The following is a 13,254-nucleotide window of genomic DNA, read 5'->3' as shown; positions in this document are numbered from 1 at the left end:
GCCCGCCGACCCTGGCGGCCACTCCCGGCATACCCACGGGTATGGTGCTGGCTGCGCGAGCTCGACGACGAGAGGCGGACGTGGAATGCCGAAGCACTGGGCGGACTTCCAGTACGAGATCTACCTGAACGGCATGACGGGCGCGGTCCCGCGGCTGCCCACCGACCTGACCCGGCTGGAGGAGCTCACCGAGCGGCGCCTGGGCCCCGGTCCCTTCGGGTACGTCGCGGGCAGCGCGGGTGACGGCAGCACCGCCCGCGCCAACCGGGCGGCGCTGGCCAGGCGCCGGATCGTCCCGCGCATGCTGCGGGACGTCCATGAGCGCGACCTGCGGGCCGAGGTGCTGGGCCGCGACCTGCCCGCACCGCTGGCGCTTGCGCCGGTCGGCGTCCTGTCGATCATGCATCCGGACGCGGAGTCCGCCGCCGCCCGGGCCGCGGCCGCGCAGGGTGTGCCGTACATACTGTCCTCCGCCTCCAGCACGCCCATGGAGCAGGTCGCCGAGGCGATGGGCGAGGCCGAGCGCTGGTTCCAGCTGTACTGGCCCAAGGACCGCGAGGTGGCGCGCAGCTTCCTGGACCGCGCCGGGGCGGCCGGCTACACGGCGCTGTTCGTCACGCTGGACACCCCGCTGCTGTCCTGGCGCCCGCGCGACCTCGACCAGGCGTACCTGCCGTTCCTGCACGGGGTGGGCACCGCCAACTACTTCTCGGACCCGGCCTTCCGGGCCGGTCTGGCCAAGCCGGTGCACGAGGACCCGAACGCGGCGGTGATGCATTTCGTCGGCATGTTCTCCGATCCCGCCAAGTCCTGGCCCGACCTGGCCTTCCTGCGGGAGAACTGGGACGGTCCGATCGTCCTCAAGGGCGTCCTGCACCCGGACGACGCCCGGCTCGCCGCCGACGCCGGGATGGACGGCGTGGTCGTCTCCAACCACGGTGGCCGCCAGGTGGCCGGTTCCGTCGCGGCGGCCGACGCCCTGCCGCGCGTGGCGGAGGCGGTCGGCGACCGGCTCACCGTGCTGTTCGACAGCGGTGTCCGCACCGGCGACGACGTCTTCAAGGCCCTCGCGCTCGGTGCGCGGGCGGTGCTCCTGGGCCGTCCCTACGTCTACGGACTGGGCCTGGACGGACAGGCCGGCGTCGAGCACGTGATCCGCTGTCTGCTCGCCGAACTCGACCTCACCCTGGCCCTGTCCGGGCACGCCTCACCGGCCACGCCGGGGCCCGCCGACCTCGTCGAGGACCCGGCGTGAGGGGACGGTGGCGCCGTCCCCCCGGAAGGTGCGGGTTCCCTCAGCCGCCGGACAGGTCCACGGCCCGCGCGCCCGGGGCGTCGGTGCGGGCGATCGACAGGGAGCCGTCCGCCGCCGGTACCGGTTCGGTGCTCCAGCGCTGGTCGTCGGAGCCGTCGTGCACCTTGACGACGATGTCGGCGTCCGGGGCACGGGTGGTGGTGGCGAGCGCGAGCAGCCTCTGCCCGCGCGGCACCAGCTCCCCCTGCGCGGTGAGGTCGTAGCGCACGTCGTCGCCCCGCTCGGTGCCCTCGTCGGCGCAGGTACCGAGAATGACGACTCCGGCGTCCGCCCGCGAGTCCAGACACAGCCCCGGATCGGCGACGCTGCGCAGCAGCCCGTCGTCCTCGTGGGTCCACTGCTGGGTCCAGGCTTCGGAGCACTTCGCCAGCCGGGCGCCCGCTCCGGCCTTGGGCTCGCCCCGCACGTCGAGGCACAGGTTCGCGGCGACGTTGCGCAGCCGCGTGCGGTCGGCGGACGTGGGCATCCCGGCCGCTCCGGGCGGTTTCGGGCGGCTCGTCGCGGACGTCTCGCCCTCGCCGTCGACGGCGCTGGTGGAGGCGGCCGGATCGGCGCCGCCGCCGTCGTACGACCAGACGCTCACCACCAGCACGATGGCCAGCACTCCGGCGGAGGCGGCGCCGAACTGCCTGAGCACCGACCGGCCCGAGCGCGGCCGGCCCGGAATCCTGCGCACGTGCACGGGAATCCGGCCCAGCAGCCCGGGGCGTGAGCCGCGGTGCCGGGAGGCGCCCTTGGCCAGGGCGCCCAGCGTCGCGCGCGCCGGACGTGAGTCGAGATAGCGCCGGGCGCCCCAGCCGAGCACGGCCTCGGCGATCAGCGTGCCCAACTCCCGCTCGAAGTGACCGAGTTGGTCGGCGGCGTGCCGACAGTGCCGGCAGTCCGCCAGATGCTTGCGGACGTCCGGCAGCAGGGCGCCGCCCCGGCGGATCGGGACGTCGAGCAGCCGGCTCTGGAAGCGGCACTCCTGGCTCGGCGCGAGCTGCCTGTGGGCGTGCAGACAACCCTCGCGGAATTTCTCACGCGCTTGTTCGAGAGTGGCCGACGCGGTGTCGGTATCCATGCCGAGCAGACCGGCCGGGACACTTATGGACTCCCCTTCAACCTCCGTGTGCCACAGCAAACAACGGGCCGGTCCGGGAAGAGAGGCGAATGCCCGGGCGGCCAGCGTGCGGTTTTCCGGAGTCAGGGACTTCGCCGCCCGCATACCGCGCCCGCCGGCGGGTTTGAGCAGGTGCGGCAGCACGCCGGATATCGCGTCGTCGGCGGACCACTGGCGGACCGTGTCACGCACGGCCACCAGCAGGCGCGGGCGCAGCGCGGTGGCCGGTTCGCCCTGGGCGAGACGGGCCAGCACCCGGTGCCAGGCGGCGGCGGTGACCATGGCGGTGACCTCGGCCGACGTGGCGAGGCAGATGGTCGCGTAGTCGTGCGCGGGCTGCCAGTGGCGGGCCATCAGCAGCGCGGCGATCCGGGTGGCCTCGCTCTCCGGACCGTCCCGGAGCCGCGCGGCCAGCAACTCGTCGGACTCCCCGGGGTCGCCGCCGGAGGGCGGGTAGGCAGGCCGAGGGGGGTGGGGGGTGGGCACTGAGATGTTCCTTCCCACGCGCAGGTGACTCAGAAGTTCGGATCGCCGAAAAGGACCCACGGATTGGTGTGTACCTCTTGGGCGTGGCGCGGGAGGTGTGAATTCGCCATGGCGAAATCGGACCCGGCCCGTCAAAGCGCGTGCGAGACCCGGCCTTTACCCCCCGCACGGGTGCTTCACTCTCGCACAAACCACTCATGGTCAACAAGGCGACCGAGCAACCTCGGCCGCCTTTGAAAGAAGGTCAGAATCCCCGGCATGCCAAGAGGGCCGCACCGGCATTCCACTTTCTCGAGCGGAAGCGGCGCGACCCTCGACGGGGGGCGGCGGCAGGGTCAGCCGGTCAGCCCAGATCCGCCACGAAGGAGGCCATGCGGGCCAGTGCGGCGTTCCAGTTGATGGTGTGCTCGTTGGTCGACCAGGACTGGATGTCGTCGATGAAGCAGAACTGACCGACACAGCCCTGGAGTTTGCTCTGCGCGTAGGGGTCCTGGATGCTCGAGTTCGGACCGCCGGACAGCGTGCCGTCGGGCGGCGCGGGCAGCGCCGGGTCGAGCTGGTGGGCGTACCAGCGGCTGTGCTGGTTGTGCGCGTTGACCTCGCCGTATCCGGTGACGTACGACATGTTCAGCGCGTTGCGGCCGAGGATGTAGTCCATGCTCTGGACGGCGCCGTCACGGTACTGGGAACCGCCGGTGATGTCGTAGGCGGTGGCGAGGACGACCGCGTTGTTCAGGATCTGGTGGCTGGAACCCCAGTCGTACACGTTGCCGTCGGGGGCGTAGGGCATGCCGTACGGGTGCGCCTTCAGCGTGGCCAGGTAGCCGTCGGCGCCCCGGACGACGGAGCGGCGGACCTGGTCCCGGCCGGGGAGCCGGCTGGGCACGGTCGCCAGGTCCAGCCGGGCGGCGGCCGCGGTGCGTGCCCAGTCGAAGCCGATCGGGCCGAAGATGTCGGCGGTGTGGACCGGGGAGTCCAGCACGTACTCCTTGAAGCCCCGCTCCCCCGTCGTCAGGTACAGCTCGGCCGCGGCCCAGTAGAACTCGTCGGCGACCTCGCCGTCGGGGTAGGCGCCGCCGCCGATGCCGTCGCTCTCGTCGGCGAGCAGGTCCGGGTGGGCGAGCGCCGCGGCCCAGGCGGTGCGGGCGGCGTCGAGCGCCTCCGCGGCGAACTCCCGGTCGTAGGGGCGGTACAGGCGGGCGGCCTGCGCGGCCGTCGCCGCCAGGTTGAGGGTCGCCGCGGTGGTCGGCGGGTGCAGCTCACGCTTCTGCGGGTCGTCGCTCGGCAGCAGCGGCAGCCCGGTCCACTGCTCGTCGTGGATCTTGTGGTGGGCCATGCCGGCCAGCGGCTGTCCGTCCGGCACCTGCATCTTCAGCAGGAACTCCAGCTCCCAGCGGGCCTCGTCGAGGATGTCCGGCACCTTGTTGCCGCTCTCGGGGATGTCGAGCGAACCGTCGCCGAGCTTCGAGGGCTCCCCGGTGCGGGCGTGCAGCGAGCGCTCGTAGGTGCTGAGCAGCTCCCAGGTCGAGATGCCGCCGTTGACGACGTACTTGCCGTGGTCGCCGGCGTCGTACCAGCCGCCGGAGACGTCGAGGGTGTAGTCGCACACGCCGGGTTGGCAGGGCACCTCGGTGTCGCCCTGGTTCGGTGCCGTGCCCACGTGTCCGGCGGGGCGTCCGTAGCCGGGGCGGAGTCCGTCGCTGATGGTGGTGCCGCTGCGCTGCGTGTAGTAGTACTTCGCGGAGTCCAGGCGCAGCCGCTCGTAGGCGGCCGTGCCGATGTCGAAGGGGCGGCTGGTCTCGCCGTCGGCGACGAGCGCGTAGCCCTCGCCGCGCTTCTTGTAGCGGCCGAAGTCGATCGAGTGGACGTTCTGTCCGGAGGAGGCGTCGACGCCCCGGGGCACGCTCCAGCCGCGGGCGACGACCCGTCCGGCGTCGTTCTTCAGCTGCCACGGCAGTCGGGACGTGGCGTCGGTGACGAGGGTGGCGTTCTTCGGGCCCGACGGCAGGTAGGCGACCTGGTTGACCCGCACCCGGGGCCCGGTGTCCGGCACGTACGGCTCGGGCTCCACGCCGCCCAGCAGCGACACGTCGTCCACGCAGAACCGCCAGGCGTCGGGCGTACCGCCGAGCTGGAAGCCGACCTGGCCCTGGGCTGTGTCGACGGGCGAGGTGAAGGTGTACGAGTAGGTGTTGCCCGAAACGCTCAGCTGCGGGCTGACCTCGAAGTAGGTGTCGTACGGGGACACCGACAGGCCGACGATCGCCCGGACCACGTGGTCGGCGGGCGCGCCGGTGGCGGTGAAGGAGAACTTGTACGACTCCCCCGCGACCAGGGTGACGTCGTTCTGGCCGAGGGCGGCGTCCCAGCGGTTGGCGGTGCCGCCGGGGGCGTCGGCGCACAGCCGGCCGTCGGTCACGGCGGCGGTGACGTTGCTGCTCGTCCACCAGGAGTCGGTGCCGTTGTCGAAGGTGCCGTTCCTGACCTGCTCGGTCTCCTCGGCGCCGGCCGGGGCGGCGGGCAGCGCGGTGACGGCCGCCGCCAGCAGGGCCGTCAGGGAGACGAGCGCGGTTCTGCGTCTTTTCACGTCCGGGCTCCTCGGGAGAGGTGGCGCTCGCCGCTGATGGGAGCGCTCCCAAATCGGGTCGCAGGACATGCTTGTGGCAGACATGACACGCCGTCAACGGTCCGGACGGGACCGGTTTCCCGACCGGCTCCCGCCCGGAACGTCGTACGGCGACTCAGGCGGCGGGCGCCTCCAGACGGCTGACGCGGATCGCTCCCCGCGCCTCGCCCGGGTGACGGCTGGTCAGCGTGAGGCGGACCCGGGAGCCGCGCAGCGGGTCGAAGGTGACGACCGTGGGCGCGTCGGAGGCGGTGGCCCAGTCGGTCCGCGCCCCCTTGGCCGTACGCCAGGCACGGCCGTCCCAGACGGCGACCTCGACGGTCGCGGGCAGACTGTGCCCGTCGTCCACGGTGAAGGAGACCTCCACCCGGTCGTAGCCGCGCGTGCGTCCGTGGTCGACCGAGATCCAGTCCTCGGCGCGGGCCCCGTCGAAGGCGGGCAGCAGGGCGGTGGCCGCCTTGTGGAAGCCGTTGGACCAGCCGGTGGCCGGGTCGCCGTCGAGCACGGCGGCGGGGAGGGTGTCGGGCCGCCCGGAGTAGCTTGCGTCGGCGTGCGGGTGGTCCACGGGCGCCGGGTGCTCGGGGCGGAACTCCTGGGCCGGTGTGGTCGCCCGGTCCGGGGCCCGCCGGGCGCGGACCGTCGCCGTACCGGTGCGCAGCCCGTCCGCGCGGGCCGTCACCCGGACCGTGCCCGTCCCGGTGCCGGACCGGACGATCGCGAGCGCCTTGCCGTGGAAGGCGGTGCGCGTGGACGCCTGGTAACGCTCGGCGCTCTCCTGGCGGCCGTTGTCGAGTCCGGCCAGCGAGCCGCCCGCGACGTCGAAGGAGATCAGGTGCTCGGCGCCGGGCACCACCACCCCGTGCCGGTCGACCACCTCGGCGGTCACGAAGACCAGGGAGCGGCCGTCGGCGGCGACGGTCTCGCGGTCCGGGGCGAGGCGCAGGGCGTGCGGCGTCCCGGCGGTGCGCAGGACGTCGGTGGCCACCGCCCTGCCGTTCCGCCGGGCGACGGCCTTCAGCTCGCCCGCCTCGAAGGGCACCTTCCAGGCCAGGTGCAGCTTGCCCGCGCTGCCGTTGGGACTGGTGTAACTGCCGGGGTAGGGGCCGTCGGTGAAGGTCTTGTCGTCGCCGGTGGCCTCGGTGGTCTCCAGGTACGTCCGGCCGTCGACCGTCTTCTTCCTGTCGAAGCGGCGGGTGCCGAGGGACTTCCCGTTCAGGTACAGCTCGACGGTGTCGACGTTGGTGTACGCCCAGACCTCGACGGTGTCGCCCTCGCGGTGGTTCCACGTCGTCGGCAGCAGGTGGACCATCGGCTCGTCCGTCCACTGGCTGCGGAAGAGGTGGTACATGTCCTTCGGGAAGCCGGCCGTGTCGACCGCGCCGAAGAAGGACGCCTTGACCGGGAAGACGTCGTACGGCGTCGGTTCCCCGATGTAGTCGATGCCGGACCACAGGAACTGCCCGGCGAACCACTTGCGGTCCCGGTCCTTCTTGTGGCCGTACTCGCCGCTCATCGTCCAGGAGGCGAGGTTGTTGTCGTAGGAGGAGGTGGCCCGCCCGCCCGGGGTGTGGTTCTCGCCGGTGTTCAGGTGCTCCGGTTCCTGGTAGGTGCCGCGGGTGGAGGTCTCGGAGGACGACTCGGACTCGAAGAGGAACAGGTGCGGGTAGGCCGCGTGCAGGTCGTCCACCGACTTGGCGGTGTTGTAGTTGAGGCCGAGTCCGTCCAGCTTGGCCAGCATCAGGTCGGCGGCGGAGCCCTTGGCGGGCAGCCGGCGGTACTTGTCGGAGCCGATGACCAGGGGGCGGGTGTCGTCGGCGGCGCGGATGGCGTCGATGATCCGGTCGGCCATGGCGAGTCCGGCGGTGGAGGTGGAGTCGGGGACCTCGTTGCCGATGGACCACATGACGACGGCGGGCGAGTTGCGGGCCGCGAGCACCATCTCGGTGGCGTCCTGCTCGCACCACTCGTCGAAGAACCGGCCGTAGTCGTAGCGGTTCTTGCCGGTGCGCCAGCAGTCGAAGGCCTCCACCAGCATGATGATGCCCATTTCCTCGCAGACCTCGATCATCTCGGGCGAGGGCGGGTTGTGCGAGGTGCGGAAGGCGTTGACGCCCATCGACTTCATGAGGGTCATCTGGCGGCGGATGGCGTCGATGCTGACGGCGGCGCCGAGCGCGCCGAGGTCGTGGTGCAGGTCGACGCCCTTGATCTTGGCGTACCCGCCGTTGAGGTGGAAGCCCTCGTCGGGGTCGACGTGGAAGGTGCGGATACCGAACGGGGTGCGGTACGTGTCGACGCTCCGGCCGCCGACGCGCAGTTCGGTGCGCAGGGTGTACCGGTGCGGTTCCGCGAAGTCCCACAGTCGCGGGTGCCTGACGGTGAGTTCGTGGGTCTCGGTCGCCGTGTCGGTGACGTCCACGGTGGAGGCGGTGCGGGCCACGGTGCGTCCGTCGGCGTCCTCGACCGTCGACCGGATCTCGACCTCGCGGGCGCTGCCCGAGGCGTTCACCACGGACGTCTCCACCCGGACGACGGCGCTCTCCCCGCTCACCCGCGGCGTGGTGACGTACGTGCCCCAGCGCCGTACGTGCACCGGCTCGGTGACGACGAGGCGGGCCTCGCGGTAGATGCCGCTGCCGGAGTACCAGCGGCTGCTGGGCAGCTGGTTGCGCACCCGCACCGCGAGGACGTTCTCGGTGCGGCCGTCGGTGTGCACCAGGTCGGTGAGGTCGAGGGCGAAGCCGGTGTAGCCGTAGGGGTGGCGGCCGGCCTCCCGGCCGTTGCAGTGGACGCGGGCGTCCATGTACACGCCGTCGAACTCGACCGAGATCCGCTTCCCGGCGAGCGCCGGCGGCAGCGTGAACGCGAGCCGGTACCAGCCGAGGCCGCCCGGCAGGAAGCCGGTGCCGCTGGTGGTGCCGTGCTCGGTGGTGGGCGTCTGCTCGATGCTCCAGTCGTGCGGGACGGCGACCTCGCGCCACGCCGAGTCGTCGTGGGCGGGATCGGCGGCGTCCGTGGAGTCCTCGGCCGCTCCGTCGGGGTCCACCAGTCTGAAGCGCCAGCCGTCGCGCAGGGCGACGGTACTGCGGCCTGCGGAGCCGCCGGTCGCGTCCGCGGCCCGTACCGACGGGGCGGCGAGTGCCGTCCCCACCGCGGGCGTGGCGGCGGAGGCGATCAGAACCGATCTACGCGTGACCGTCATGACGGGTCTCCCTCAGCAGAACTCATCGAGGCTCATCAGAACTCAGAAGTACTCACAAGCGATCGCGAACAAACAGATTCTGTCGTCGGGCCATACGCGCCCGTCAAGGGCACGGAAAGCACTTTCTACCCTGCCCCGCCCGGACCACCCGGCGTCCTGCGCGACGGTCGGGCTCCGTGGGGCCGGTGAGTTCGGGGTCCGCGCGGGGCCCGAACCCACTAGGCTGGGAACAAGGTGACGCGCTGATCACTGTGAGTGTGCGCAATGGAGTGGCGACGATGAGTCCGGTCAACCCGTTCGACGATGCCGCCACGGCCCGCGCCGTCGTCGACGGCTCCGGCACCTTGCGCGAGTGGAACGAGGGCGCCCGCCTGCTGCTCGGCCACCCGGCCGCCGAGGTGGTGGGGCGTCCTGCCGCCGACCTGCTCGCGGACGGTCGCGACGGCACACCCCCCGGACGCGACGACGAACAGTGGAGCGGCACCCTGGCGCTGCGGCACCGCGACGGGCACACCGTGTCGGTGTGGGTGCTCGCGCACCGCAGACCGGCGGCGGACGACGCCCCGGCCACGTGGCTGGCCGTCACCCCGCTGGACTCCGGTCCCGAACCGGAGGACGATCCGCTGGTCAGAGCGGCCCTCGCCCAGTCGCCCTGCGCCATGATGATCTTCGACGACCGACTCCTGCTGCGCGGGGTCAACGACGCCATGGCGCGTCTGCTGGGACTGCCGCCGGACCGGGTGCGCGGTCTGCGGGCCACCGACATCAGCGGCCGGCCGCAGAACGCCGAACTGGAACGGCAGATGCGGCGAGTGCTGACCTCCGGCCGCCGGCACGACATGCAGACCCGTCTCAAGGCCGTCGGCGAGAGCCGCGCCCACGCGTGGAACGCCCGGATCGCACCGCTCACCGACGCCGACGGTCAGGTGTGCGGCGTGTGTGTGAGCGCCCACGACTTCACGGAGCAGCACCGCGCCCGAGAGCGGCTGCAACTGGTCAACGAGGCCAGCGTGCGCATCGGCACCACCCTCGACGTCACCCGTACGGCGCAGGAACTGGCGGACGTGTGCGTGCCCGCGCTCGCCGACTTCGTCAGCGTCGACCTGCTGGACCCGCACGAGCACGGCGGTGAGCCCGCAGCCGTGGTCGAGCCGCCGGTCGGCCTGCGCCGCACGGCGCACCGGTCGGTCACCGCCGACTGCCCGCAGGCGGTGGCCGCGACCGGAGAGCTGGACGTCTACCCGGCCGGCTCCCCCCAGGCCGAGTGCCTGCTCTCGGGGCAGGCCATCGTGGCCGCCGAGGCATACGGCGATCTGGAACGCTGGCTGCAGTGGGACCCCGCCCGCCTGCGGCGGGTGAAGGAGTACGGCATCCACTCCACGATGTCGGTGCCGCTCCAGGCCCGCGGTACCACCCTCGGCGTCGCGGTCTTCACCCGGTTCCGGCGTCCCGACCCGTTCGCGCACGACGACGTGCTGCTGGCCGAGGAGGTCAGCGCCCGCGCCGCCGTCTGCATCGACAACGCCCGCCGCTACTCGCGCGAGCGCGAGGCCACACTGACCCTGCAGCGCAGCCTGCTGCCCCGGTGGCTGCCGCCCACCGCCGCGGTGCAGGCGACCTCCCGCTACCTTCCGGCGGCCCGCTCGGGCGTCGGCGGCGACTGGTTCGACGTCATCCCGCTGTCCGGTATGCGGGTCGCCATGGTCGTCGGGGACGTCGTCGGCCACGGGATCCCGGCCTCGGCCACCATGGGCCGGCTGCGCACCGCCGTGCGCACCCTCGCCGACATCGACCTGACGCCCGAGGAGTTGCTCACCCACCTCGACGACCTGGTGGTACGGCTGTCCGAGGAGTCCGGCGACGACCGGGCGGGCGAGGTCGGCGCGACGTGTCTGTACGTGGTGTACGACCCGGTGTCGCGGCACTGCGCCATGGCACGGGCCGGGCACCCGGCACCCGTGCTGATCCCGCCGGACGGCCCGCCCGAGCAGGTCGAACTGCCCTCCGGGCCACCGCTGGGCGTGGGCGGGCTCCCGTTCGAGTCGGCCGAGCTGGAGCTGCGCGAGGGCAGCGTGCTGGCACTCTACACCGACGGTCTGGTCGAGAGCCGGGACCGGGACACCGACGCCGGCCAGGCGCTGCTGCGCGAGGCGCTGGCCGCCCCCGCCGACTCCCTGGACGCCGCCTGCGACCGCGTACTGCACACCCTCCTCCCCGCGGGCAGCGCCGCCGACGACGTGGCCCTGCTGCTGGCCCGCACCCGGGGGCTGCCCGCCGGACAGGTCGCCACCTGGGACATCCCGGCCGACCCCGCACTGGTCGCCCCGGTACGCAAGCAGGTACTCGAACAACTGTCCAACTGGGGCCTGCTGGAGGCGACCTTCACCGCCGAGCTGGTCGTGAGCGAACTGGTCACCAACGCCATCCGGTACGGCTCCCCGCCGATCCGGCTCCGGCTGATCCACGACACGGCCACGCTGATCTGCGAGGTCTCCGACACCAGCCACACCGCGCCGCATCTGCGCCGGGCCAGGACCTGGGACGAGGGCGGGCGCGGCCTGCTCCTCGTGGCCCAGCTCACCCAGCGCTGGGGCAGCAGGCACACGGCCGAGGGCAAGACGATCTGGGCGGAGCTGGGACTGCTCGACGACGAGGAGTGAACAACTCGCCTCGATGCGGAGTGCGCCCCCTCGTTTCCCGGACCGCGCGACGGGACACTCGACAGGAGGGAGCACACGGTGCCGGTCGCCGAGGGACCGGGTGCGAGAACCTGACGGGAGTGTGGAGAAGCGATGGCTGACACGTCCCAGCCGGTACGCCGGGCGGCCCTGTTCGCGAGCGGGGTCGCGTTGCTCGGTCTGCTGACCGCCTGCGGCAGCGAGAGCGCCACGTCGAGCGGCACCCCGGAGCCCGGCAAGGCCGCCCGCAGCAGCAGCACCGACCCGGGCAGCAGCAGCGCGGACCCGGGCAGCGGCTCCGCGACGCCCGGCGACACCGCCCCGGCGGTCGGTGCCACGCCCAGCGACACCGCGGGTTCGGCCTCCGCTTCGGCCCGCACCGACGGCCGATGCCACACCTCCGAACTGCGGGCCGCCGTCGGCCGCGTGGACCCGGGGGCCGGTCAGCGCAACTTCCCCGTCGTGCTGACCAACACCTCGGAGCGCACCTGCACGATGTACGGCTATCCCGGCGCCGCCTTCGTGGACGCGTCCGGCAAGCAGCTGGGCCCGGACCCCGAGCGGGCGCCCGGCTCCCCGCAGACGGTCACGCTGACGCCGGGCAAGAGCGCGTGGGCCGGGCTGTCGTTCTCCAGTCCGCAGATCAGCGGCGCCCGCACGGCCACTCCGGCGGCGCTGCTCGTCACGCCGCCGGACGAGCGGGAGCCCCTCACGGTGAAGTGGACGGCCGGTGAGGTCCCGGTCGGCGGCAACGCGTCGTCGGTGTCCGTCACCGCCCTGGACGCGGGCACCGGCCCCTGAGGCACCCGTCCTCGAAGTGCCGGTCCGTGATCAGTGACCGGCGATCGGGTGCGGCGCGTAGGGCCGCTCCAGTTCCTCCGTCTCCTTCTCGCTGAGCGTCAGTTCGACCGCCGCCACGGCGTCCTCGAGATGGCCCGGCTTGGAGGCGCCGACGATGGGCGCGGTCACCGGGTCCTGGTGCAGCAGCCACGCCAGGGCCACCTGGGCGCGCGGGACCCCGCGCTCGCCCGCGATGCGGGTGACGGCCTCGACCACGGCGCGGTCGCCCTCCTGGTACAGGGTGCTGCCGAAGTTGTCGGTGGCGCTGCGCCCCGTGGCGGTGTCCCAGTCACGGGTGAGGCGGCCGCGGGCGAGCGGGCTCCAGGGCAGCACGCCGACGCCCTGGTCAGCGCAGAGGGGCAGCATCTCGCGCTCCTCCTCGCGGTAGACGAGGTTGTAGTGGTTCTGCATGGACACGAACTTGGTCCAGCCGTTCCGCTCGGCCGTGTACTGCATCTTGGAGAACTGCCAGGCGTACATCGAACTGGCCCCGATGTAGCGGACCTTGCCCGCCTTGACCAAGTCGTGCAGGGCCTCCATCGTCTCCTCGACCGGGGTGTGCGGGTCGAAGCGGTGGATCTGGTAAAGGTCGACGTAGTCGGTGCCCAGGCGCCGCAGGCTGTGCTCGATCTCGGTCATGATCGCCTTGCGGGACAGCCCGGCGCCGTTCGGCCCGGGGCGCATCCGGCCGTTCACCTTGGTCGCGAGCACGATGTCGTCGCGGCGCGCGAAGTCCCCGAGCGCCTTGCCGACGATCTCCTCGCTGGTGCCGTCGGAGTAGACGTTGGCCGTGTCGAAGAAGGTGATGCCGGCCTCCAGCGCCTGCCGGATCAGCGGGCGCGAGGCCTCCTCGTCGAGGGTCCACTCGTGCGTGCCGCGGTCGGGCACGCCGTAGGTCATGCAGCCCAGGCAGACCCGCGACACGTCCAGGCCCGTCGAACCGAGCTTCACGTACTGCATCGTTGCCGCTCCTGTCTTCGCCGATCATCGGTACCAGGGCGAGCG

Annotated in this window: 7 protein-coding genes; 3 read left to right on the top strand and 4 right to left on the bottom strand. The window is 72.5% G+C overall.

The genetic code is table 11. The features are described 5' to 3' along the window. The first annotated feature begins 85 nt into the window (after positions 1 to 85). Complete coding sequence (locus ABS735_RS14935) at positions 86 to 1,255, top strand: lactate 2-monooxygenase (protein ID WP_373905688.1); 1,170 nt, start codon at positions 86 to 88, stop codon at positions 1,253 to 1,255. A gap of 40 nt (positions 1,256 to 1,295) precedes the next feature. Here the strand turns inward: ABS735_RS14935 and ABS735_RS14930 are convergent, their stop codons facing one another. From ABS735_RS14930 to ABS735_RS14920, 3 genes are all read right to left on the bottom strand, one after another. Next, on the bottom strand, positions 1,296 to 2,903 hold the full coding sequence (locus ABS735_RS14930; protein ID WP_373905689.1) for a ricin-type beta-trefoil lectin domain protein: 1,608 nt from the start codon (positions 2,901 to 2,903) through the stop codon (positions 1,296 to 1,298). Between the two features lie 343 nt (positions 2,904 to 3,246). After that, positions 3,247 to 5,490 (bottom strand): cellulase, encoded by a 2,244-nt coding sequence (locus ABS735_RS14925; protein ID WP_373905690.1) that lies wholly within the window; start codon positions 5,488 to 5,490, stop codon positions 3,247 to 3,249. Positions 5,491 to 5,644: 154 nt separating this feature from the next. Further along, the gene (locus ABS735_RS14920; protein WP_373905691.1) at positions 5,645 to 8,731 is read right to left on the bottom strand and encodes a glycoside hydrolase family 2 TIM barrel-domain containing protein; all 3,087 of its coding nucleotides are present in this window, start codon (positions 8,729 to 8,731) and stop codon (positions 5,645 to 5,647) included. A 278-nt stretch (positions 8,732 to 9,009) separates the two neighbouring features. Here ABS735_RS14920 and ABS735_RS14915 point away from each other — a divergent pair, with 278 nt between their 5' ends. Together ABS735_RS14915 and ABS735_RS14910 are read left to right on the top strand one after the other, a co-directional pair. Next, entirely contained in the window at positions 9,010 to 11,391 is a 2,382-nt protein-coding gene (locus tag ABS735_RS14915; protein WP_373905692.1) for a SpoIIE family protein phosphatase, read from the top strand. A gap of 132 nt (positions 11,392 to 11,523) precedes the next feature. Continuing rightward, a complete protein-coding gene (locus ABS735_RS14910) occupies positions 11,524 to 12,210 on the top strand; it encodes a DUF4232 domain-containing protein (RefSeq protein WP_373905693.1) in 687 nt (228 codons plus the stop codon). A gap of 30 nt (positions 12,211 to 12,240) precedes the next feature. Here the strand turns inward: ABS735_RS14910 and ABS735_RS14905 are convergent, their stop codons facing one another. Next, on the bottom strand, positions 12,241 to 13,209 hold the full coding sequence (locus ABS735_RS14905; RefSeq protein WP_373905694.1) for an aldo/keto reductase: 969 nt from the start codon (positions 13,207 to 13,209) through the stop codon (positions 12,241 to 12,243). Between the last annotated feature and the right edge of the window lie 45 nt (positions 13,210 to 13,254).

Source organism: Streptomyces sp. MMCC 100 (assembly GCF_041538145.2).
Lineage (GTDB): Bacteria > Actinomycetota > Actinomycetes > Streptomycetales > Streptomycetaceae > Streptomyces.
This window is presented reverse-complemented; position numbering and strand designations above follow the sequence as displayed.

What these genes read in the sequence shown, in the direction of transcription:
- ABS735_RS14935 (WP_373905688.1), top strand. Translation starts at nt 86, where the DNA reads ATGCCGAAGCACTGGGCGGACTTCCAGTACGAGATCTACCTGAACGGC.
- ABS735_RS14920 (WP_373905691.1), bottom strand. Translation starts at nt 8,731, where the DNA reads ATGACGGTCACGCGTAGATCGGTTCTGATCGCCTCCGCCGCCACGCCC.
- ABS735_RS14915 (WP_373905692.1), top strand. Translation starts at nt 9,010, where the DNA reads ATGAGTCCGGTCAACCCGTTCGACGATGCCGCCACGGCCCGCGCCGTC.
- ABS735_RS14910 (WP_373905693.1), top strand. Translation starts at nt 11,524, where the DNA reads ATGGCTGACACGTCCCAGCCGGTACGCCGGGCGGCCCTGTTCGCGAGC.
- ABS735_RS14905 (WP_373905694.1), bottom strand. Translation starts at nt 13,209, where the DNA reads ATGCAGTACGTGAAGCTCGGTTCGACGGGCCTGGACGTGTCGCGGGTC.